This window comes from Candidatus Methylomirabilota bacterium, assembly GCA_003104975.1.
GTDB lineage: Bacteria > Methylomirabilota > Methylomirabilia > Methylomirabilales > Methylomirabilaceae > Methylomirabilis.
In genome coordinates this window covers 496,742-518,459 of record PQAM01000008.1, presented here as the reverse complement: position 1 = coordinate 518,459, position 21,718 = coordinate 496,742, and the positions used below count along the sequence as shown (strand labels likewise).

The following is a 21,718-nucleotide window of genomic DNA, read 5'->3' as shown; positions in this document are numbered from 1 at the left end:
TACCTACGTTGGCTGTGAAGAGATGGCGGAATTCTCTTGGAGAGGAGGAGGGCCATGCCAGTCTATGAATTCCAGTGCCAGGACTGCGGAAAGGAGTTCTCGCTGACCCTGACCTTTAAGGAACGGGAGGCGGGTGGACTACAGTGTCCCGGCTGCAACAGCACACACCTTGAGCCATTGATGGCCGGATTCTTTGCCAAGACGGCTCGCAAGAGCTAGGCCGAGACTACCGGTACCCCGTCACATTAGGCCCTACGGGTCTGGCGACCCTACCGTACACCTACTCAGGTGGGGGCTCGGTGCGCGTGCGGCTGCGCTCCCACATGAAGAGGCCGAAGGCGATTGCGCCGAACAGCACCAATGAGGCATAGCCGTATTCGCGTGAGCCGAAGAGGATCAGGTCGTCGAACCGGCCGATGAGGAGCGACATGCGCGCCATGACGGTATAGCCGAAGCCCGCGCCGAAGTTGATCATGAGGAAATAGATGCCGATCCTTGCGATGCCATGGATCGGACCTTTGTGTTCAATGGAAAAAAAGAAATAAACCAGAACGCTGACGACGCCGATCAGGATCAACAATGCATTAAACTGGGGCATGCCGAAAAGGGACTGGCCGGCGTTACCCAGAAGCGGCTTCAGGGTCCCCTGCACCTGTTGCAGGATGTTGGAGGAGATGATGCGGGGGATGGCGACGCCGGAACCGAATCCGACGATAACGGCAAATGAGATCCGGCTGAGCCAGCTTACCTTCGGGATGAAGCGGGTCAAGACCAGAAGCCCCAGGACGGCGGCGATCAGGAACCACCATTTGCCTTCCTGCGTAACCGGTGTATAGAGGCTTTTAACCATCACGTCGTAGTAGATCCGAACGATGGTGTACCCCATCGAGATGCCCACGTAGAGGTGCTCCCCGAACCGGAAGAAGGGATTGTCCTTGTACAGGAAGCTGAACATGCAGAGGGTGAGACCGGCCGCCACCCAGACGCCGATCAGAACGGACGTGGGCATCAGCGGTCTCCCCTGGGGGTACCCGCTGGGGGCCGGAGTCCCGCACGGGGCGCGAAGAAATAGAAGAGATTGCACAGCAGAATGAGGCCGATGATGATAAAATGCGTGGCCGATTGCGCATCCATTCCGGCCACCGCCTTCCCATTCAGCCCGACCAACGTTTCGTACTCGGCCGCCCCGCGCAACCCGCCGATCAGACCGTTGATCTGCCCGGTATCGAGGAAGGGGTAGAGGCCAGGCGCAATGACGGCCGTCACGCCGCCGCCCAGCTCGAAGCCGTACTTTTCCTTGCCGTACACGTACCAGCTTTCGACGCCGGGCGTCCCGGCGGCCAGGCTCACCACGTAGTCAACCTGTCTGAGCGAATTAATCCCCCGCATCACTGGAAGGTCCGCCGTTCGCTCGCCATAGTGGTCGGTCGGAAAGGTGGCCGCCAGGTCCTGACCCATATTGATGATGACGTTGGTCCCGCCCGGCGAGTAGCCGAGGAAGGTGTAGTCGATGCCTCGTTGCTTCCCGTGCTCGCCGGCGATCCCGCTCACCGCCTTTTCGGCCATCCCCGTCCCGGTCACCCAGAGCGTCATCCCGATAACCCGCAGATCCCGTCTGAAGGCGTGATTGAGCAACGCCACCGCCATCGGATAGAGCTCCGGCTTGGAGGCCGGGTCGAAGTCCAGCGACAGCAGGAAGACCGATCGCGGTGGAAGCGATTCGATGTGATCGTAGATCCGCTGAACCTCCGGCGAGATTCGTATCGGAAAGCCGATCGGACGCAGGAGCGGGATCAGCGTTGCCAGCGCGATCAGGACGAAGATCACCCGGCGGTCCATCCGCAGCAGTTTGGCGGCCAGATCCCTCAATCCCGGCCTCCCAGATACGACCGTTCGATCCCGAAGATAATCTTGATCGAGGTCGCGATCCCGCCCAGGCTGATCCCGATAATGATCCCCCGTCTGGCCGCCGTGTTGAGGACGTTCAGGAGCCAGCCGGCTATCGGCCCCGCGGCGGGAATCAGATACTCGCCCAACGGCACCCGACCGAACATCATCACCACCGCTGCCACCAGCAACACGGCCGCCTCTTTGCTTCTGGCCCGAAAGGCGCGGAATGCGGCCGAGGCGACAAAAAAACCAAGCATCGAAAACATCGTCCCCTGCAGCGCCAGCAGGGCATAGCTATAGATCCAGCCGAAACCGGTCCCCTCCTCCTGTCCCCTCGACCATATCCCCACAACGACCGTCATCACCATCGAGAGATAGACCACCAGGCTGTAGCCCCACCCTGCCACCCGTGTCCGGATCTTGGCGTAATGGACGTGGCAGAGGCTGGCGATCCCAAGGATCATGGCAAACCCCAGGATGATCCGAAGCCAGACCGAGACCTCGGTCAGCGCCGCCTCCGAGACGGGGTGAGGGATGTAATACTGGAGGGCGCCCGCCACACCGAACAGGAAGGTCAGAATCAGCGGAAACGTCCGCCGCAGGAACAGAATCATCAAAGCCTCTCAAAGACAGGGTATGGGGTATAGGGTTTGGGGTTTCGGGTGCACCTCACATACTCTATGCCCTCGTCTTTTCCCCTATCCCCTATCCCCTATCCCCTATGCGCTGTTACTTAAAGTCCCGGAACAGTTGCAGGAGCGGGACGAACGCCTGGGTCCCGACAAGCCCGCCAATGGTCGCCAGAACGGTCCCGATCACCATCGAAAGCAGGAGCAGCGCCTTCCCGATATCCTGTCCCCGCAGGGTCCCTACCAGGACCGGCTCACGCGACAGGTAGGCGCTCGCGGCGTACAGCTCCTCACCGATCAGGGTGTAGTCGCAGGTCGTAATGAAGAAGGGCAGTTGCAGGTCGGCGTCGGTTCCGGCGATCTGGATCGCGCCGGTCCCGGCCCCGGTCTCGGCCAGCAGGAGCGCCTCGGCATAGTAAAATCCCATGAAAAAGTTGGCTGCAGGCCGGTCCCGGAGCATGATCCCGTTGACCGCGGCGGTGTAGCTGAACTGATCGTTGGTGATGAAGAAGTTGGAGTCATCACGATAGGCATCAGGCCGGCCGACCTCCAGATACGACTCCTTGACGATCTCCTGGCAGATGGCCATGACAATCGGGTCACGGTGCGGCACCTGGAGCTGGGTGTCGTAGGCGGCCGTCTTCTTTGCCACCTGTCCAAGGATGACGGTCGCCGCAATCGTGGAAAGACTCGACATTTCGTCGGAGCCGGTCAGGTAGAGGATCGGCCGTCCCATCTCGGTCGCCCGACCGATCGCCTCCTCCACCGCGTCCAGGCCGGGAATCCGACGGAGAAAGATCGCGGGATGTCGCTTGGCCTGGGCGATCGCAAACAGGACAATGACAGAAAACAGGAGCATCAACAGAAAGTTGTTCGCCTTGTCCAGGTTAAAGAGATTCGGCGCCGGGACGGCCGATTGCACCGGCCCCTCAATCGTCTGGATCCCGTCGGTCACCGCGACCTTAAAGAAGTAGGGTCGGTCGTTCTCCAGGCGACGATCCGGCGTCGATTTCACTTGGTAGAAGTGATACGCCTTGCTTCGATCCCAGCTCCACCATGGACGATCCACATCGCTCTTATGGTGGGTGTCGGCTGGAAACTCGGTCAGTCGCACAAACGGCCCTTTGGCCTGTTCGGCCAAATATACCTGATAGCGAACGGCCGGTCCGTCGAAGGGAGCGGCCCGCCACGACAGCCCGATGCTGCCGCCGCCGTCGCGGGGCATGTCGAAGGCCTCGAACGAAGCGAGAGATTCAGTGGACAGTGGTAAGTGTTGAGTGGTGGGATCGGCGGCGAAGGCCTCCGGTTCAAGACAACCGAACCATAACGGCGCAAAAATGGAAAGCCAAATGGCCAGGAAGGCCAGAATGGCTCTCGTTAACAGCACTGGACTTCTGAGTCGCACGTTCCGAGTTCTCGATTCCCGATTCGATCTCGTTTTACTGACTCACTTGACACTCAACACTGGCTTCCCTTACGTCTCCAGCAGTTCAACGTTGGCGCGGGGGACGATGATGCGCCGGCCATCGTCAAGCTCTGCCTCCAGGACACGGACCTGACTTTCTGTAGCCAGTAGTCGGAGGTCAGCCGGAAGCGCGGATACGCGGCAAATCCGGCCGAAGTATGGCTCCCGAATAATTCGGATCTGATCGCCGACCCGCAGCCCGCCTTCGGCCCCGGTCTCTCCCGCCTCCCGCCTCCCGCCTCCCGCCTCCTCCTCTCCGAGCGGAACAATCACCTCCGGTCTGATGACGCCGGCCCGGATCTGCGTCGCCCCAGAGCAGCAGGCGCGTCGCCCCGCCTTGGAGGCCAGAAGATCGAAGGTGCGCTTGGCCATGGCGATCCGTCCGAATCCTTCAGTAATGATCAGCGTAGGCCCGACCTGTTCAGTTCCAGTGATGGCGACCCCCAGGTCCCGTCCGCCAAGGAGCAGCTTCAGGTCGAGGTCGTGGATGCCGCCGACAACAACAGCGGCCACCCCCACCTGCTTCGCCCTGGCAAAGGCGTCACGACCGATCAGCGAGCCGCCTACGAGGATCGTCCCCCGGTGGGCGTCGGTAATCCGATCCGACGTCAGTTCGTCTTCCCGATCGCCGACAGCCACGGCGATGGTGCCCACCGCCTCGCCGCCGATACCGAAAATCCCCTGCACCAGACTGCATGCCGTCTCGACTGTCGCCCCCTCCCCGGAAAAGGTCTCAACCACATGGCCGTCGAGATAGGCGGTCAGTGCCAGAGGTTTCGGCGGCTCCCTGAGGAAGACCTGTCCGGTGACCTCGGATACTGTCTCGATGGTTCCGGTGATCGGGGACGGAACCTGGGTCTTCATCCATTTGATAAAGGGCCGGTTTTCGGCCAGCGGCTCGCCGGATTGGACCGTCTCACCCTCCCGTTTCAACATGTAGCGCCGGATCTCTTGCGGGACGATCCCCAGCGAGTTCACGACATTGACCGCGTGGACCTTACCCGGTAGTTCGGTCTGCGCAATCACCGTGGTTGCGGTGACGGCCTGTCCCTCACGAACCAACACCCGTCCCGCGATCGGCAGGACCCGCCGTTTTCGGATGACGGTCTGAGGCGCCAGGCGTAAGCCCGGTGTGTATGAGTGAGCCATCGCTTACAGGGTTTAGGGTATAGGGTGTAGGGTAAAGGATATTCGAATAGCGTTCTCTAAACCCCAAACCCAATACCCCATACCCCGTTCTCCTATGCGGGATAGAGATTAACGGCCTGGGCCCAGGTGCGCAGTTGGGCGGCCCGATCTGACGCCTCATCGGCCAGAAAGAGCGGTCGTCCTCTCGCATCCAGAATCAACCCGACAACGCCGCCCTTCGCCCGCAGGGTCACCGGTCGCCCTTTGCCGGCACCCAGATCAACGCCCTTTGCCGGCTCCGCCTGGAGGTCGGCCTCGACTCCTGGCGGAAGCTCCAGTCGAAGCAGTTCCCCGAAGCGTAGTGTCCCTTCTGCCTGCCGACCGTCTGCGGACCGTACCGTGTACGAGAAACATGGCTCACCGCGCTTCGCCTTTCCATCGGCCGCCAGGCAACTTCCGAGCGGAACCAGGCAGTCTTTCAGGAAGACCTCGGTGGCAGCCCGCTCATTGACCTGGGACAGCACGCCGAGGTGCGGCATCATGAAGATGCTGTCCACCGCCAGTTGCGTCAGTCCCAGCGGCTGGTAAGCATCGACCATCATCATCATCGCCTGGGCGCGGCGCGGCGCATGCGAGAGGATCCCGCCGCTTCCGATAATCAGGTCGATCCTGTACAGGTCGATGAGGCTTTTGCCGCCCTCCGCCTGTTCGAAGGCATCGGCGATGGTACGCTCTTGCTGCACACCCTTCAGGCTGACGGCCAGCGCCTTGTGCTGGTCGAAGGCCAGGCGGAGCGCCTCTCGCGCGATCGCCTGCTCGAGGGCCAGATCCGCCGGCGTCTGAGGAATCGTGGTGGGACGGATCATCTTGTTCTTGATCCGATTCCGCAGCTCCTGCTCGGCAATCGGTTCAACCAGCCAGCGCTCGATCTTCTCGATACCGGCCTCGGCCAGGACGTTGCTGACGCTATAGCTCATCCCCAGATTGGCGCTGACGGTCCGGGTGAATTGTCCGTCTACCACCGAGAACACATCGGTCGTCGCGCCGCCGATATCGACGCCCAGCAGGTTCAACCCCTGCGCCTTTGCCGCCTGTTCCATAATGAGGCCGACGGCGGCCGGAGTCGGCATGATCGGCGCGCCGGTCCATCCCATGAGCTTGCCATACCCCGGGGCCTGCGCCATGACATGCTCAAGAAACAGGTCGTGGATCGTATGGCGGGCCGGCCCGAGATTCTCCCGTTCAAGGATCGGTCGAATGTTGTCGGTCATAACAAGGGCGGCTCGATCGCCCAAGATCTCCTGAACCCGACCCCGCGCATCCTTATTCCCGGCAAAGATGACCGGCAGCTTGAAGCTCCCACCGAGCCGCGGCCTGGGATCGGCCGCCCGGATGTACTCCGCCAGTTCGACGACGTGAGAAACGGTTCCGCCGTCGGTTCCCCCGGACAGTAAGATCATATCGGGCCGCAGGACCCGGATTCGCTCAATTTTTTCGTGCGCCGCCCGGCCGTCGTTACTGGCCAGCACGTCCATCACAATGGCGCCTGCGCCCAGGGCACACCGCTGCGCGCTCTCAGCGGTCATGGCCATGACCACGCCCGCCACCATCATCTGAAGGCCGCCGCCGGCGCTGCTGGTGGAAACATAGATATCGACGCCCCGCCCCTTCTCGGCCGGCGTCAGGATCGTCTCGCCGTCCAGAATCGTCCGCCCGGACAGCTCCTCCACCTCCTGGATGGCGTTCAGCACCCCACGGGTGACATCGTCGAACGGGGCCTCAACGGTGGTCGGGGCCTCTCCGCGAAAGGTCTGGCGGTACTCCTCCCCGACCCGTTCGATCAGGATCGCCTTAGTGGTGGTGCTCCCGCAGTCGGTGGCCAGGATCGCCGTCATCTCACGACCCACGATGCGCCTCCTCCTCCATGAGTCGAAGTCTGTCGACAAAGAGCGCCGGTGTCTCGCGCCGCTCCAGCAGGCGCGCGAGTCGTTCGATATCATCGGGAGAGGCCACTACACCCATGATCGGCGTCAGGGCATGAACCAGTTGACCGGCCAGGAAACCGAGGGGAATAAGGGACTCGACGAGGAATATGGCAGGGGTTGTCAGACCGCGATCGGCCAGCAGACGGGCGAAACGATCCAACAGTCCGAGATCTTCCGCTTCAAGCGGACTCTCTTGCCCGCTCAGTGCGAACGCGTGGGCGAGGGCGCTGCGCAAGCGGGACATGAGTGCGTGTTACTTCGCGGCTGGCGGGACTTGTCCTGGCGGCGTCTGTGCAGTCGGACCGGTCTGCGTTCCGCCCTGAACAGGCAGGGACGGCGACGGCGCAGCGGCCGGAGGAGATGCAGGAGCCGGCGCTGGGGCCGGAGCGGTCTGCTTGAGTCGCTCCTCCGTGATAACCGAGGAACTCCCTCTGCGCTCGGCAATGATCGTGAGTACAAGGGATGAGACCATAAACAACACCGCTGCTGCCAGCGTCAGCTTACTCAAAAAGGTCGCAGCCCCGCGCCCGCCGAAAAGGGTCTGGCTGGAGCCGCCACCAAAGGCGGCGCCGATATCGGCGCCCTTGCCGCTCTGAAGGAGCACAATCACAATCAGGACCACTGCAATCAGCAGATGTATGACAGAAAGCGCGATAACCATTACAACCTCCTTAAAAGACAGGGTTTAGGGTCTAGGGGTTAGGGTCAAAGCGTCCCTTCCGAACCCTATACCCTTCCCACCCTATACCCTTTTATCTTACGGCGGCGTTGGCGATCGCTGCAAACGAATCCGCCTGCAGGCTGGCCCCGCCGATCAGTGCGCCGTCGATCTCAGATCGCTGCAACAGCTCCTTGGCATTATCCGGTTTGACGCTCCCGCCGTACAGGATACGGATACCACCCGCACTCTCGGCGTCAACCAGCATGGCGATCGTCTTCCGTATATGCGCGTGCATCTCCTCGGCCTGGTCCGGGGTGGCCGTCTTGCCCGTACCGATGGCCCAGACCGGCTCATAGGCAAGGATCAGCCCCTGTACCTGCTCCGGTGACAGACCGGACAGCGCCCCTTTGAGTTGCATCTCCACCACGGCGTCGGCGCGTCCCGCCTCCCGTTCAGTAAGGGTCTCCCCGATACAGATAATCGGGGTCAGACCGCTCGTCAGTGCCGCGCGGCCCTTCTTATTGACACGCTCATCGGTCTCTCCGAAATACTGTCGCCGTTCGGAGTGGCCGATGATCACATAGCGGCACCCGATATCGAGGAGCATGTCGGCCGACACCTCGCCGGTATAGGCCCCCTCTTTGGCCCAATGCAGGTCCTGCGCACCAAGACCGATCCTCGTGCCGGCAATCACCGGACCGACGGCGGTCAGCGCCGTAAATGGGGGGCACACAACGAGTTCAGGCCCATCGAGTGATGACAGGGCCTTCACGATACCCTCCGCCAAACCGACGGCCTCGGACGGCGTCTTATACATCTTCCAGTTACCGGCAATGACTGGGATTCGCATGGTCAGAACCCAGGGGTTGGGGGTTGGGGGTTGGAAAAAACACACGTCCCTATCATGTCGCTGACCCCTAACCCCTATCCCCCATTCCCTGTCCTTTGTCCGTGAGCACGGCGATACCCGGCAGCTCTTTGCCTTCCAAGAACTCCAGGGATGCGCCCCCACCCGTTGAGATGTGGGTCATCTGCTCGGCGACTCCGGCCTGGACGACGGCGGCGGCGGTATCGCCGCCCCCGATCACCGAATGCGCGCCGGAGGTCGCCACCGCCTTGGCCAGGGCGAAGGTCCCTGCCTGAAACGGCGCCATCTCGAAGACGCCCATCGGCCCATTCCACAGGATCGTCTTGGCCCGTTCGATCTCTCGCACAAAACGTCCGACTGTCGCGGGACCGATATCGAGCCCCATAAACCCGGTCGGGATCGCCCCATCGACGTTCCTGGTCGATGCGTTGGCGTCGATTCGCTCAGCAATGACGTGGTCGCTTGGCAGATGGATGGCCACATTCGCGCGGCCGGCCTGCACCATCGTCTCCTGCGCGACCTTCAGTCCGGCGTCCTCCACCCGAGAACTGCCCACCTCGTGCCCTTGCGCCTTCAGAAAGGTGTAGGCCATGCCGCCGCCGATCAGGAACCCATCCACCTTCGGCAGCAGATTGGCTAGGACGCCGATCTTGTCCGAGACCTTCGCGCCACCAAGGATGGCGATGAAGGGGCGTTGAGGGTGGTCCAGCAGCGCACCGAGCTGTTTGAGCTCTGTCTGCATCAGAAACCCGCACGCCGACTGCTTGACGAATCGCGTCACGCCGGCGGTGGAGGCGTGGGCGCGATGGGCCGTACCAAAGGCGTCGTTGACGTACAGATCACACAACTCCGCCAATGCCCTGGAGAACGCTTCGTCGTTCTTTTCCTCCTCCGGATGAAAGCGGCAGTTCTCCAGCATCAAGACGTCTCCGGGCTCCATCCGGTCGGTCCTTGTCTTCACCTGCGATCCCACGCAGTCCTCGGCCATTTCGACCGGCCTCCCCAGCAGTGCCGCCAATCGTCCCACTACCGGCCCGAGGCTATACTTCGGGTTCGGTCCGCCCTTCGGCCGGCCAAGGTGGGAGATGAGCAAGAGCTTTGCACCGTGCTGGATTGCGTAGTTGATCGTCGGAAGGGCCGCGCGGATCCGCGTGTCGTCGGTGATCGTCCCGTGTTCGTCAATCGGGACGTTGAAATCGACACGAATCAGGAGCCGTTTGCCTTGTAATTGAAGATCATCGATGCATAATTTAGCCATATCACTCACGGTGCGAGAGGAGAACCGCAATTTACTGTCGCAACACGCATCGGTCTAGTGCTTCATTGCGAAAGTTAGCGCACATACGCCGTCATACCCGCGAAAGCAGGTATCCAGTAAAAGCAATGGATTCCCGCTTAAAGACTGCGGGAATGACGTCCGAGTATTAATCCAATCAAGTACTAGCTACACGTCATTGCGAGCGACCGGAGGGAGCGCGGCAATCTCATCGTTTTTCAAGATACGAAGAACGGTGAGATTGCTTCGGTCGCTACGCTCCCTCGCAATGACCAACACGGGAGACTTCCGGAACGATGACGCTTTACCAAATGACGCAGTCGTACGGGAGCTGTCACCGACTAGCGATAAACTTGATCAGGTCGCGAACCCGACAGGAATAGCCCCACTCGTTGTCGTACCAGGACAGGACCTTGACGAGGGTGCCGTCGACAACCGACGTCGACAGGCTGTCGACGATCGACGAGAGCGGGTTGCCGTTGAAATCGGACGAGACCAGCGGCTCCTCACAATAGCCGAGAATCCCCTTCAACTCCCCTTCGGCGGCCTTCCGAAGGGCCGCATTCACCTCTGCGACGGTCACCACCCGCTCCGTCTCTGCCACAAGATCGACCAGCGAGACGTTCGGCGTCGGGACGCGGATAGCAAGTCCGTGCATCTTGCCCTGCAGCGCGGGGAGGACCAGGCCCACCGCCTTGGCCGCCCCGGTGCTGGTCGGGATCTGGGAGAGGGCTGCCGCCCTTGCTCGGCGGAGATCGGAATGCGGCAGATCAAGGATCTGCTGATCATTGGTATAGGAATGGATGGTGGTGACGAGGCTGTGGCGGATTCCGAACTGCTCCATCACCACCTTGGCGATCGGCGCAAGGCAGTTGGTGGTGCAGGACGCATTGCTGATGACCGCGTGCTTCGCCGGATCATACATCGCCTCATTGACACCCAGCACGATCGTAATATCCGGGTCCTTGGCGGGGGCCGAAATGATCACCTTCTTCGCCCCGGCCTGCAGATGCTTGCTTGCACCGGCCTTATCGGTAAAGCGTCCGGTCGACTCAACGACCACCTGTATGCCAAGATCTTTCCAGGGCAGCGCTGCGGGGTCCCGCTGGGCAAAGACCTTGATCTCACGACCGTCGACGACGATCGCGCTCTCCTTCGCCTGAACCTCCACATCGAGCGCCCCATGGACCGAATCGTACTTCAACAGGTGTGCGAGGGTCTTCGCATCCGTGATGTCGTTGACCGCTACAAACTCCAGCTCGGGATCTGCCAATGCCGCCCGAAACGCGTTTCGACCGATGCGACCGAATCCGTTGATCGCAGCCTTAATCGCCATTCCTCTCCTCTCCTCCTCTCCTTCTTAAGGTGTTACAACGACGATAGTTATTCCGATGGACCCATGAAAGCGCACAAAACTCCCCCTTCAAGGCAAATCAGCCCCTTTTTATAGCGCCCCTGCGCCTAAATGTCAATCCCTTACGGGCACCTCTTGGAATTTTTTACCGGCTTCTCTCCCGCTGCTTCAGTCCATCGAGTGATCGGTCGATTCGTATGAGCGATCCGGCCGGACTCACGCCTGAATCAATAGCCACCACCACGACGCGTGGGTTGCTTGAGGCCGATGGGATGTGTAGCATCTTGACACTTGGCGTATTGTTGCGGATCGTTCTTGACGTTCTCACAGGGATCCTGTGACGCAGGCGCGGTAGTCGACTTCGTCCCTTTCGCCTGACTTTTCCCACTACCCGCAACGCGCTCAGACGTGTTGCTCTTCGAACCCTTCACAGTCGTCTCAGCCCCTAAGATCGAGGCCCCCATCACAAGCAGACTCACCAGAACGCCGGCACTGAACAGTCGTTTCATGTGGCATACCCTCCTTCCTAACATGCATACGCCGCAATGTTCGTGTGTTCGATTCAAAAGCTGAAGCGCGGATGGTGTCTTACCGGACCCTCACGGCCACACCACCTCCCCTCTCGCTGATGAGCGCCAACGTCTATCCCCACTCACGAGGTCAATTTATTGTAGTTCCAACTTTTGGCCTCTGGCAAGTCCTATCGTACGTACAAGCAGATAAAAACCGGTGTAAACGCGTATACGATCATTCGACCCGCGCAAGGGTATAGACCCCGACCTTGGCGGCGCCGGCCACAAGAAGGGTTTTGGCGCACTCGCCCGCGGTGGCGCCTGTCGTCAGGACATCGTCAATCAGCAGGAGCCTTCTGTCCTTGACGCGTTCCGGCCGCGTGACGGTAAACGCGCCCTTGACGTTATCCTCCCGTTCGCGCCGACCCCCGTTTTGGGTGTCCGTCGCTCGGACCCGGCGCAGTATCCGGCGACCAACGCGAAGGCCGAATCCGCGCCCAACCTCCCCTGCCAACAGGGCAGCCTGGTTATACCCCCGCGCGCGCTCCCGCCCGCGATGGAGCGGAACCGGAATCAGCAGGTCAAACTCATGGGGATTGAACAGGCGTCCGGCCGCCTCGACCATCAGACGACCCAGATGACGGGCCAGCGTACGACGACCGCCGTATTTGAGCAGAAGGATGGCCTCGCGCATCGTTCCGTCGGCCTGATACAACGCGGCGGCTCTCGCCATGGCGAACGGCGGCAACCGTTCTCGGCACGATCCGCACAGATGGTCAGGGCTGGCTTCGAGACTCCTGGGAGAGGCAAACGGCCTGCCGCAGCGTGGGCAGAACGGTTCGGCTACGGGTTGAATGGTTGACCAGCAGTCGCCGCAGATGAGGGATCTGCGGGCGGCATCCAGGGGTTGGTGACAGACTCGGCAGGGGGAGGGAAAGACGAGATGAAGAAAGGCCGCCAGCAGCTCCTTCAGCTCCGTTCTTCTTCCTCCTGGCAGGCAATGCAGAAGCGGGCAAAGGGCAGTGCCTCGAGCCGCTTCTCACTGATCGGCTCACTACACCGTTCACACTGGCCGTATGTCTTCTGCCGCATCTTCTCCAGGGCAGCGTCCACCTGCTTCAACTGTTGGCGCTCGGTATCGCTGATGGAGAGCAGAAACTCTTTGGTATAGGCCGTCGTCGCTTGATCGGCGATATCCTGCGTACCATCACTGCCGCCCTCGAGATTATTTGCGCGCTTCTCTCGTACGGTATTAATCAACGCCCGTCGCTTCTCTAATAGCTTTTCCTTCAACCGTTCCAGAACTGCTGCTCGCAACGGCATCCCCATCACCTCCCACCCCAGTGATAAGAAAGGCGCTACACTATCAGCCGTCAATCTCAGATCGGCTTCATGCAGCGCTGTAGGTCTTCGACCCATCGCAGCGTTCATGCAAAAGCTGAGAGCTGACTGCTGATGACTGAACGCTGATAAAAAAGAAGCGGGGCTCACCCATCCTCCGCTTCACAGGTCTCCGTCTCGTTGGAATCGTGTACCGTCGCGGGAGCGACCATACGCCTTACACTAACTCCCGCTTCGGCGCATCGGCCCACAACCCCTCGAGATCATAGTACAGCCGCATCTCTTCGTCGAAAATATGGATGATTACATCGCTGTAGTCAAGAAGAATCCAACGGGCTTCCAGGTCGCCCTCCCGATGGGACATTCGAACGTGAGCTTCCCGAAGCCGCTCCTCGATCCGTTCGGCAACGGCCCGGACCTGACGGACCGAGGGGACGCCGACGATGAGAAAATGGTCGGTAAAGGAACAGAGACCTCGAAGGTCAAGGTGTACCAGAGAGGTCGGTTTGACGTCGGACGCCGCCGTAACGGCCAACTGCAGCAGGGCGTCGGCATCGATCATTCCGCGCGTGTCCGTCAACATGGCGGGTTGTTCGGGTGTACTCATATCGAAACCTCGCGTCGGCCTATGCGCCTTTTCGTCCGGGTTGATACAGACGATTCTTTCCGATGTAGGCAGCAACCGTGTCGGGCACCAGATGTCGGATGCTCCTCCCCTCCTTCACAAGCTGCCGGATCTCGCTGGAGGAGATATCCAACGACACCACCTCAACCAACAGGACCAGACGGGGTTCACCGTGTCCCGCGACGGTCTCTCGCGTAATCTCGGAGACCTTCATGTACTTGAATCGCGGGTTACCCAGCAGTTGCCACTGCCCGGGCGTCATGGCGCGCTCGACCTCGTCCAGCCGCCAGCCTGGACGAGCGGTCACGATGACCTGCGCCAGCGACAACAGCTCCCGCGCCTCTTTCCATGTGGTGATATCGAGAAACGCGTCGACCCCCATGATGAAGTAGATCGCGGTCTCATCGCCGTACAGCTTGCGGAACTCCCGGAGCGTCTCGACCGAGTAGGATCGTCCGGGGCGGCTCAACTCAATCGGCGAGACGCTGAAGTAGGGCGTATAGACGGTGGCCAGCGAGACCATCTCGTATCGGTGCAGGGCCGAGGCCTCGAACTCCTCTTCCTTGTGGGGAGGCCTGGCAGCCGGGACAAAGATGATCTTGTCCAGCTCGAAGGCCCAGTAGATCTCCTCGGCGGCCCGCAGGTGACCGAGATGGATCGGATCGAACGTCCCCCCCATGACACCGATATGCATCACCAATACCATGCAGGCGTGAGGCGTGAGGCGTGAGGCGTGAGGGTCTGCGCTGCGTACATCATTTGGTTGAATCCCGCACCTGGCCGTCGCCGAAGACAATAAACTTCTCGCAGGTCAATCCGGTCAGGCCGACCGGCCCACGGGCGTGGAGTTTCTGGGTACTGATGCCCATCTCCGCTCCCATTCCGAATTCGCCGCCGTCTGTAAAGCGGGTGGAGGCGTTGACGAATACGGCCCCGGCATCCACCTCGCGCAGGAAACGCATGGCCCGGCCGTGGTCTGCGGTCACGATCGCCTCGGCCAGACCGGAGCCGTGCGTAGCAATGTGCGCGACCGCCTCCTCGAACGAACCGACGACCTTGACGGACAGAATCAGGTCAAGATACTCGGTATCCCAGTCCGCCTCGACAGCAGCCCCGATACCCTGGACGAAGGCCTGTGTTCGGGGGCAGCCCCGGACCTCAACCCCCACCTCCTGCAGCCGCCCGATGATCCGCGGCAAGAAGGCGCCGGCTACCCGCTCATGGACCAGCAGGCTCTCCATCGCGTTGCAGACGCCCGGTCGCTCGACCTTGGCGTTGAAGGCGATCGCCTCGGCCATCACCAGATCGGCCCCCTCGTCGATGTAGGTGTGACAGAGCCCTTTGTCGTGGGCCAGGATCGGAATCGCCGAGGTCCGCTGTACCGTCCGGATCAACTCCTCGCCTCCTCGGGGAATAATCAGGTCGACAAGTCCCGCGAGTTGGAGCAGATGGCTGACCGCCTCCCGATCAATCGAATCGATGAACGCGACACAACCCTTGGGAAGGCCGTGTGCCGCCGCGGCATCAGCCAGCAGATTGCTGATCACCCGGTTGCTGCGGATGGCCTCCCGACCCCCCTTCAGCATGACCGCATTGCCCGATTTCAGGCAAAGAGCCGCCGCATCGGCGGTTACCCCCGGCCTCGCCTCGTAGATCACGCCGATCACGCCGAGCGGTACCCGCATCCGGCCTACCAGCAGACCGTTGGGACGACGCCACATCCCGGTAATCTCTCCGACAGGATCGGGAAGCGCCGCCACCTGTCGCACGCCCGCCGCCATCTTCTCAATCCGTCTTTCGTCAAGCGCCAGCCGGTCCAGTAACGCAGACGGATGACGAGCCGACCGGGCCTCTGCCAGGTCGATGGCGTTTGCCGCGAGGATCGTGTCTCGACCATCCCACAACGAATCGGCCATGGCCCCCAGCGCCCGATTCTTCACTTCGGGCACCGCCATGGCAAGCTCTCGAACCGCAAGCCGGGCGGCCTCTGCAAGCCCCCGCACCATCTGTGCCGTCACGTTTTCCCTCACCGTCGAAGCCTGCGGTATTCAGTGTTAAGTGCGAAGTGTTAAGTGTTCAGTGATAAGTGTGAAGTGTTAAGCGTTAGATCTCTGGCCACTCACTCAACACTTACCACTAGCCACTGCTCTTACTCGAGTATCACCAGGTTGTCCCGATGTACCACTTCATCGAACGGCTTCACGCCAAGCGCGTCCTCGATCCGGTCGCTCCTGATGCCCTTGATTCGACGCGCCTGTTCGGCATCATAGTTCGTCACGCCCCTCGCGAATTCCACGCCGTCGGTATCGCAGAGACTGACCACGTCGCCCCCTTCGAAGTCGCCGTCGACCGAGATGATTCCGGAGGGGAGCAGGCTTTTGCCGTTACGGATAAGCGCTTCCCTGGCCCCGGCATCCACCGTGATCCGTCCGCGATGTATTGTCGCAAATGCAAGCCAGCGCTTTCGGCTCCGCATCCTGGACGCAGACGCATGAAAGACGGTGCCGACCGCCTCGCCGCAGATGATCCGTTCCAGGTTTCCCTCCACCAGACCGTTGGCAATAATGGTGGGAACGCCGACAGCCGCGGCCGCGCGCGCCGCTTTCACCTTGGCGGCCATCCCGCCCGTACCAAGCCCGGTTCCCGACTCGTCGGCCCAGAAGTGGAGCCCCGTGGATCGTCGAGGGACCTCGTGGACGAGTTGGGCGTGAGGATCCTTCCTCGGATCGGCCGTGTACAGTCCGTCCAGATCGGTCAGAATGATCAACAGGTCCGCGCCAAGCAGCGTCGCCACCAACGCCGACAGCCGGTCATTGTCCCCGAACTTGATCTCTTCTACGGCCACTGTGTCGTTTTCGTTGATGATCGGAAGGACCCCCAGGTGCAGCAGCGTAAACAGTGTATTGCGCGCATTGAGGTACCGGTGCCGAGACCGAAAATCATCCTGGGTGAGAAGGAGTTGCCCTAGTTTCTGACCATGCGGCGCAAACGCCTCCTCATAACAACGCATCAGCAGGCTCTGACCGACTGCGGCAGCCGCCTGTTTCAACGGGATACTCCCCGGCCGCTCGGTCAGACCAAGCCGATCCATCCCGGCCAGTATGGCGCCGGAGGAGACCAGGACCACCTGGTGTCCCCCTTTCTGGAGCCAGACCAGTTCCTGACAGATCCGCTGCAGCGTCGGCCGGTGCAGGGCGATGTCGCCCTTCGAGAGGACGGCCGAGCCTACCTTCACCACCAGCCGCTTGACCTCTCGCATGACGCGTCGAGCGTCAGTTGATGATTCTGTTCCTCGACTCATAGGATGTTCAACGGCCTTGTCGTATCATCTTTCGAGTGCCGAATTGCGAGTTCTGGATGTCCAGCTTCACGCTGGTCACCTGCCACTCGCCACTTGTCACTGCCCTTGAGCTGATCCGCCAGGAACTGAATAAATGGTTGTACCCCCTCACCCGTCATGGCCGAAAGCGGAAACAGCGGAAGACCCCGCTCTGCGCACAGTGCATGCAGCACAGCGAGGTGGCGATTGTGGGGAAGATCGATTTTGTTGGCAGCAATGATACGAGGGCGCTTCAGTAGTTCGGGATCGAACGCGCGCATCTCTTCTTCAACAACGGCCAGCGCGTGCCGAGGATCGTCCGCCGCATCGGAAACATCAATGAGATGCGCCAGGACGCAGGTACGTTCAATATGACGCAGGAACCGGATCCCGAGACCCGCGCCGGACGACGCGCCTTCGATCAGACCGGGGATATCGGCCACCACGAAGGCGCCAATGGGATCGATCTCGACAGTTCCAAGGTGCGGGGTCAGTGTCGTGAAAGGGTAGTCGGCGACCCTTGAATGGGCAGCCGAGATGCAGCACAACAGGGCCGATTTGCCGGCATTGGGGAGACCGATCAGGCCGACGTCAGCCAGCAGTTTTAAGGTAAGATGGAGCCGCCGTCGCTGTCCGGGTTGTCCGGGCTGGGCGTACCGGGGGGCTTGCCGCACCGAGGTGGCAAAGCGGGCATTGCCGCGACCGCCCTTTCCGCCTCCGGCAACCAACACCCGTTGTTCGTCTTCAACCAAATCGCCCAGCAGCTCTCCGGTCTCGTCATCGACGACTACCGTGCCAAGCGGGACCGCAATGATCAGGTCTGCGCCCCGTCGGCCATGCATAGTCTTTCCGCGTCCATGCACGCCCCCCTGGGCCCGGTAATGCCGGTGATACGTCTGGTCGTTCAGAGTCCGATATGAACGGCTGGCGACAACGTAGATGCTCCCGCCGTCGCCGCCGTCGCCGCCGTCGGGTCCGCCTCGAGGGACATGCGCCTCGCGCCGGAAACTGACACAACCCCGGCCGCCGTCGCCTGCCTCAACCTGTATACGGGCCTCATCGACGAACATCACGATATCAGGGTTTAAGGTTTAAGGTCTAGGGTTTAGGGTGCAAGCGGCATCACACCCTCTCTACCCTATCCCCTATACCCTCTCCGTTAACCACCGATGACGCTGAGGAAACGGCCTTGCCCCCCGCGGTGCTCCACCGTGACGACACCGGGCACCTTGGCAAACAGCGTATCGTCTGAGCCGATCCCGACATTCTTGCCCGGCTTGAAGCGGGTCCCACGCTGGCGGATCAGGATACTCCCCGCCGAAACCACCTGCCCCGCCGCAGCCTTCATGCCCAGCCGCTGGCCTGCGCTATCCCGGCCGTTCCGGGAGCTTCCCATTCCTTTTTTATGTGCCATTCTTCACCTCCAAATACAGGATACAGGGGATGGGGGCTAGGGGTTAGCAAAGGCTTCTTCTTTGCCCCAGCCCCCAACCCCTAACCCCTAATTTCTGTGACTCGTAACGTCGTCTGCGCCTGGCGGTGGCCCTGCGTCCGTCGATAGCGCTTTCGCCGTTTGAACTTGAAGATCGTCACCTTGGGCCCACGTCCCTGCCGGACGATCTCACTCACCACCGCAGCGCCCTGTACGTAAGGGGTACCGATCTTCACCTGGTCGCCATCGGCCACCATCAGGACGTTCGGCAGCTCGACCTGCGTCCCGGCCTCACCCTCAATCTTTTCGAGAGTGACCAGCGCGCCAGGACTAACACGGCGCTGCTTGCCTCCAGACTCGATAATTGCGTACACGATCTACTCCTCCTCACTCGACACCCTTAAACAGGGACGGGAGGCCGCCGGCCTCCCTCGCTTAGCTGGGGACACTTTTCCGTAAATTATTATAAACGGCCTGCGCCCCTTCTGTCAAGCAGAAGCGCCCGTTGCCCGGGCGGTCTTCCACTGTCGGGCAATCTCCAGGATTTCCCGGGCGTGATTCAGTGGGGTATCCGAGCGCTCCTGGGCGCCGAGCATCCGGGCAATCTCGCGAATCCGGTCTTCACCCTTCAGCATCCGAACGGTGATATCGGTCCGAGCGCCCCCGACACGCTTGACAATAGCAAAATGACGGTCCGCCAAGGCTGCGATCTGTGGTAGATGCGTGATTGAGAGGACCTGCCGCTCTTTTGCAATCGCCCAAAGCTTCTGACCTACCACCGCAGCCATACTGCCGCCGATCCCCACGTCCACCTCGTCAAAGACCAGTGTTGAAATTCGATCGGACACCGCAAGGATCGCTTTAACAGCCAGCATCACGCGAGACAGCTCGCCGCCGGAGGCGATGCGGCCCAGCGGCTTCAGCTCTTCACCCGGATTCGGGGCGATCAGGAATTCCACGTCGTCAGCTCCATGGGCCTCCATACCGGAATCTCCGGACTCGCCATGGGATGTGACTCGAACGGCAAATGCCGCCTTCTCCATCTTCAGAGCTTGTAGCTCCTCCTGGATCGCTGCGGCCAGCCGCACGGCCGCCGCCTTGCGGCGCGTGGTCAGGTCAGCCGCCCGCTGCGTGATCGTCTCTTCCAGTGCCGACAGTTCCTGCTCAACCTGCCGGCTGCGCTCCTCTGAACCCGTCAGGCGTTCCAACTCCGCTTCGGCTGAGGTCGCATATGCGACGATCTCGGCGATCGAGCCGCCGTATTTCCGCTTCAGTTTACCGATCTCGTGCAGGCGTCCCTCCACCTGTTCCAGACGCTCCGGGTCGAATGCGACGCCCTCCCGATAGTCTCTGAGCTGGGCCGCCGCATCCTCAACCGATGCGATGGCGGCCTCACAGGCATCGATCACCCCTTGCAGCCTGGGATCGATGCGCTGCGCATCCTTCAATTTCGAAATAACCGCGGCCAGGCGCCCCGCCACCGATCCCTGCTCGCCATACAGACCCTCGTATCCCAGATGCGCCGCCGCGTGCAGCCGTTCGGCGTGCGTGAGGATCGTCCGCTCCTGGATCAGATCCTCTTCCTCCCCCTCGGTAAGTCGCGCGGCCGCGATCTCTGTTTGCTGATACTGGAGCTGATCAAGGCGTTGCGCCTTCTCCCGCTCACCCGCGCGCAGCGCCGCCAACTCCACCCTCATGGTCTGCTGCCTGCCGTAGAGTTCACGGAAGGCCGCCACATCATCCGTCAGACCGGCATAGGCATCGAGGAGCAGCCGCTGGCGGGAAGGCTGGGTCAGCGCGATCCCCTGATGCTGGCCATGGACGTCGACCAGCAGTTCGCCAAGATTTCGGAGCGACGCCGACGACGACAGTCGGCCGTTCAGGTAGGCCTTGCTCTTCCCCCCCCGCAGCAGGACGCGTCGGATGAGCAGGCACTCGTCCGACGAATGCTCGATGCCGCTGTCGGCGAGCAGTCCATACGCCTCCTCGTCGCAGTCATCGAATGCGGCTTCTACTATCGTCCCGTCGGCCCCTGTGCGGATCTGCTCTGCCTCGCCCCTCATCCCCAGCGCCAGCCCCAAGGCGTCAATGATAATCGACTTTCCTGCGCCGGTCTCGCCGGTCAGGACATTCAAGCCCGGGCCGAACTCTACCCGGAGGTCGTCGATCAGGGCGAAATTCGTAATGTGGAGCTCACGAAGCACGGTCTACCGTTCGCCCCAATGCAGCTTGGCACGAAGGATCTGAAAGTAGTCTTTTCCGGGCGCCTTGAGCAGCGTGATGGTGTGATCCGAACGCATAACCTTGATCACGTCGCGATGGCGAAGGGTAAACCCGACCTGACCGTCCATGGTCAGACAGGTATTCTCGTCCGTCGAGTTCTGGACGATCTCGATCTTCGCGGTATCCGGGATCACGATGGGACGGAGGGTCAGGGTATGAGGACAGATGGGGGCCATGACGAGCGCACGAAGGGTCGGGTAGACGATCGGTCCGCCGGCCGCCAGACAGTAGGCGGTCGAACCGGTCGGGGTGGAGAGGATGAGGCCGTCGGCGCGGAAGGTGGTGACATATTGTCCGTCGATGTAGGTTTCCAATTCGATCATGCGGGCCAGCACACCCTTATTGATGACGGCGTCATTCAGCGCAACATACTCGGCGATCCGCTCCCCCTGCCGATAGACTGTTGCGGTCAACAGGATCCGCTGGGTCACCTCATAGGTTCCCTGTAACACGGCCTCCAGGGTGGAGTAGATCTCCTCCAGCGTCACCTCGGTCAAGAACCCAAGGCCGCCCAGGTTGACGCCCAGGATCGGCACGTCACGCGTCCCGACCAGCCGCGCCACCGACAGAAAGGTTCCATCGCCTCCCAGGACCAGCAGGAGATCGACCAGCCGGGGCAGATCAGGCTTCGGCTGAGCGCCGCCGATTCCGGCCAGTTTCGCGGTCTCTTCATCCGGAACGGCCTCCACACCCCTGGCCGCTAGCCACGGCAACAACTCCTGAAGAATGGTCCTGGCCTCCGGCTTGTGGAGCTTGGCGATGATGCCGATCCGTTTCATCGGTCTCCCCTTCGATTAAACTCAGGACAGGCCCCTACGGTCTGTGAAGAATCTGACCCAAGGGCCTGTTCGGCGGCTTCTTCCGGCGTCAGACCTCCTCCGAGCCCGCTCGATGCGCCCCCCTCACCCTTGCCCTCTCCCCCAAATGGGGGCGAGGGGTTAATAATGAAG

The 21,718-nt window shown here is 61.3% G+C and carries 22 protein-coding genes and 2 pseudogenes; 1 reads left to right on the top strand and 23 read right to left on the bottom strand.

The annotated features are described in order from the left end of the window. Positions 1-54 precede the first annotated feature (54 nt). Positions 55-219 carry a zinc ribbon domain-containing protein gene (locus C3F12_06110; GenBank protein PWB47535.1) on the top strand — a complete coding sequence of 55 codons (165 nt, stop codon included), beginning with the start codon at positions 55-57 and terminating at the stop codon, positions 217-219. Between the two features lie 61 nt (positions 220-280). On the opposite strand, the gene C3F12_06105 is transcribed toward C3F12_06110, so the two are convergent. The 23 genes and pseudogenes from C3F12_06105 to C3F12_05995 all read right to left on the bottom strand — a co-directional run bounded on the left by C3F12_06105 (position 281) and on the right by C3F12_05995 (position 21,547). Next, positions 281-1,009: a hypothetical protein gene (locus C3F12_06105; protein PWB47534.1), complete on the bottom strand. Its 729-nt coding sequence runs from the start codon at positions 1,007-1,009 to the stop codon at positions 281-283. Next, the gene (locus C3F12_06100; GenBank protein PWB47533.1) at positions 1,009-1,869 is read right to left on the bottom strand and encodes a hypothetical protein; all 861 of its coding nucleotides are present in this window, start codon (positions 1,867-1,869) and stop codon (positions 1,009-1,011) included. Before C3F12_06100 ends, C3F12_06105 begins: the two co-directional genes overlap by 1 nt. Further along, positions 1,866-2,504: a hypothetical protein gene (locus C3F12_06095; protein ID PWB47532.1), complete on the bottom strand. Its 639-nt coding sequence runs from the start codon at positions 2,502-2,504 to the stop codon at positions 1,866-1,868. The genes C3F12_06100 and C3F12_06095 overlap by 4 nt, the downstream gene beginning before the upstream one ends. A gap of 115 nt (positions 2,505-2,619) precedes the next feature. After that, positions 2,620-3,759, bottom strand: a pseudogene (locus C3F12_06090) (hypothetical protein). A gap of 234 nt (positions 3,760-3,993) precedes the next feature. Continuing rightward, positions 3,994-5,133: a hypothetical protein gene (locus C3F12_06085; protein PWB47531.1), complete on the bottom strand. Its 1,140-nt coding sequence runs from the start codon at positions 5,131-5,133 to the stop codon at positions 3,994-3,996. A gap of 92 nt (positions 5,134-5,225) precedes the next feature. Beyond that, positions 5,226-7,019 (bottom strand): methylaspartate mutase, encoded by a 1,794-nt coding sequence (locus C3F12_06080; protein ID PWB47530.1) that lies wholly within the window; start codon positions 7,017-7,019, stop codon positions 5,226-5,228. Further along, positions 7,009-7,341: a hypothetical protein gene (locus C3F12_06075; GenBank protein PWB47529.1), complete on the bottom strand. Its 333-nt coding sequence runs from the start codon at positions 7,339-7,341 to the stop codon at positions 7,009-7,011. Before C3F12_06075 ends, C3F12_06080 begins: the two co-directional genes overlap by 11 nt. 90 nt (positions 7,342-7,431) lie before the next feature. Continuing rightward, positions 7,432-7,758, bottom strand: a pseudogene (locus C3F12_06070) (preprotein translocase subunit SecG). A 91-nt stretch (positions 7,759-7,849) separates the two neighbouring features. Next, a complete protein-coding gene (locus tag C3F12_06065) occupies positions 7,850-8,608 on the bottom strand; it encodes a triose-phosphate isomerase (GenBank protein PWB47528.1) in 759 nt (252 codons plus the stop codon). Positions 8,609-8,675: 67 nt separating this feature from the next. Next, a complete protein-coding gene (gene pgk, locus C3F12_06060) occupies positions 8,676-9,893 on the bottom strand; it encodes a phosphoglycerate kinase (protein ID PWB47615.1) in 1,218 nt (405 codons plus the stop codon). A gap of 343 nt (positions 9,894-10,236) precedes the next feature. Continuing rightward, on the bottom strand, positions 10,237-11,238 hold the full coding sequence (gene gap / locus C3F12_06055; GenBank protein ID PWB47527.1) for a type I glyceraldehyde-3-phosphate dehydrogenase: 1,002 nt from the start codon (positions 11,236-11,238) through the stop codon (positions 10,237-10,239). A gap of 245 nt (positions 11,239-11,483) precedes the next feature. After that, positions 11,484-11,765, bottom strand: a complete 282-nt coding sequence (locus tag C3F12_06050) for a hypothetical protein (protein PWB47526.1) — start codon at positions 11,763-11,765, stop codon at positions 11,484-11,486. Positions 11,766-12,003: 238 nt separating this feature from the next. Next, positions 12,004-12,501 (bottom strand): hypothetical protein, encoded by a 498-nt coding sequence (locus tag C3F12_06045; GenBank protein ID PWB47525.1) that lies wholly within the window; start codon positions 12,499-12,501, stop codon positions 12,004-12,006. Positions 12,502-12,737: 236 nt separating this feature from the next. Further along, positions 12,738-13,259 carry a hypothetical protein gene (locus C3F12_06040; GenBank protein ID PWB47524.1) on the bottom strand — a complete coding sequence of 174 codons (522 nt, stop codon included), beginning with the start codon at positions 13,257-13,259 and terminating at the stop codon, positions 12,738-12,740. A gap of 67 nt (positions 13,260-13,326) precedes the next feature. Further along, positions 13,327-13,716, bottom strand: coding sequence for a ribosome silencing factor (gene rsfS, locus C3F12_06035; GenBank protein PWB47523.1), 390 nt, complete (start codon positions 13,714-13,716; stop codon positions 13,327-13,329). Between the two features lie 19 nt (positions 13,717-13,735). Continuing rightward, on the bottom strand, positions 13,736-14,440 hold the full coding sequence (locus C3F12_06030; protein ID PWB47522.1) for a nicotinic acid mononucleotide adenylyltransferase: 705 nt from the start codon (positions 14,438-14,440) through the stop codon (positions 13,736-13,738). Between the two features lie 49 nt (positions 14,441-14,489). Next, positions 14,490-15,740: a glutamate-5-semialdehyde dehydrogenase gene (locus C3F12_06025; protein ID PWB47521.1), complete on the bottom strand. Its 1,251-nt coding sequence runs from the start codon at positions 15,738-15,740 to the stop codon at positions 14,490-14,492. Positions 15,741-15,883: 143 nt separating this feature from the next. Further along, on the bottom strand, positions 15,884-17,035 hold the full coding sequence (gene proB, locus C3F12_06020; GenBank protein ID PWB47520.1) for a glutamate 5-kinase: 1,152 nt from the start codon (positions 17,033-17,035) through the stop codon (positions 15,884-15,886). Continuing rightward, complete coding sequence (locus C3F12_06015) at positions 17,032-18,123, bottom strand: GTPase ObgE (protein ID PWB47519.1); 1,092 nt, start codon at positions 18,121-18,123, stop codon at positions 17,032-17,034. Before C3F12_06015 ends, proB begins: the two co-directional genes overlap by 4 nt. Before the next feature lie 89 nt (positions 18,124-18,212). Beyond that, positions 18,213-18,467: a 50S ribosomal protein L27 gene (locus C3F12_06010; protein ID PWB47518.1), complete on the bottom strand. Its 255-nt coding sequence runs from the start codon at positions 18,465-18,467 to the stop codon at positions 18,213-18,215. An 80-nt stretch (positions 18,468-18,547) separates the two neighbouring features. Continuing rightward, positions 18,548-18,859, bottom strand: a complete 312-nt coding sequence (gene rplU, locus C3F12_06005) for a 50S ribosomal protein L21 (protein ID PWB47517.1) — start codon at positions 18,857-18,859, stop codon at positions 18,548-18,550. A gap of 114 nt (positions 18,860-18,973) precedes the next feature. Next, a complete protein-coding gene (recN, locus tag C3F12_06000) occupies positions 18,974-20,689 on the bottom strand; it encodes a DNA repair protein RecN (GenBank protein ID PWB47516.1) in 1,716 nt (571 codons plus the stop codon). Positions 20,690-20,692: 3 nt separating this feature from the next. Continuing rightward, positions 20,693-21,547, bottom strand: a complete 855-nt coding sequence (locus C3F12_05995; protein ID PWB47515.1) for an NAD(+) kinase — start codon at positions 21,545-21,547, stop codon at positions 20,693-20,695. Positions 21,548-21,718: the final 171 nt, after the last annotated feature.

Coding starts and splice junctions, on each gene's coding strand:
- C3F12_06110 (PWB47535.1), top strand. CDS start 55: ATGCCAGTCTATGAATTCCAGTGCCAGGACTGCGGAAAGGAGTTCTCG.
- C3F12_06105 (PWB47534.1), bottom strand. CDS start 1,009: ATGCCCACGTCCGTTCTGATCGGCGTCTGGGTGGCGGCCGGTCTCACC.
- C3F12_06095 (PWB47532.1), bottom strand. CDS start 2,504: ATGATTCTGTTCCTGCGGCGGACGTTTCCGCTGATTCTGACCTTCCTG.
- C3F12_06085 (PWB47531.1), bottom strand. CDS start 5,133: ATGGCTCACTCATACACACCGGGCTTACGCCTGGCGCCTCAGACCGTC.
- C3F12_06075 (PWB47529.1), bottom strand. CDS start 7,341: ATGTCCCGCTTGCGCAGCGCCCTCGCCCACGCGTTCGCACTGAGCGGG.
- C3F12_06065 (PWB47528.1), bottom strand. CDS start 8,608: ATGCGAATCCCAGTCATTGCCGGTAACTGGAAGATGTATAAGACGCCG.
- gap (PWB47527.1), bottom strand. CDS start 11,238: ATGGCGATTAAGGCTGCGATCAACGGATTCGGTCGCATCGGTCGAAAC.
- C3F12_06050 (PWB47526.1), bottom strand. CDS start 11,765: ATGAAACGACTGTTCAGTGCCGGCGTTCTGGTGAGTCTGCTTGTGATG.
- C3F12_06045 (PWB47525.1), bottom strand. CDS start 12,501: ATGGCGAGAGCCGCCGCGTTGTATCAGGCCGACGGAACGATGCGCGAG.
- rsfS (PWB47523.1), bottom strand. CDS start 13,716: ATGAGTACACCCGAACAACCCGCCATGTTGACGGACACGCGCGGAATG.
- C3F12_06030 (PWB47522.1), bottom strand. CDS start 14,440: ATGGTATTGGTGATGCATATCGGTGTCATGGGGGGGACGTTCGATCCG.
- C3F12_06025 (PWB47521.1), bottom strand. CDS start 15,740: ATGGTGCGGGGGCTTGCAGAGGCCGCCCGGCTTGCGGTTCGAGAGCTT.
- proB (PWB47520.1), bottom strand. CDS start 17,035: ATGAGTCGAGGAACAGAATCATCAACTGACGCTCGACGCGTCATGCGA.
- C3F12_06015 (PWB47519.1), bottom strand. CDS start 18,123: ATGTTCGTCGATGAGGCCCGTATACAGGTTGAGGCAGGCGACGGCGGC.
- C3F12_06010 (PWB47518.1), bottom strand. CDS start 18,467: ATGGCACATAAAAAAGGAATGGGAAGCTCCCGGAACGGCCGGGATAGC.
- C3F12_05995 (PWB47515.1), bottom strand. CDS start 21,547: ATGAAACGGATCGGCATCATCGCCAAGCTCCACAAGCCGGAGGCCAGG.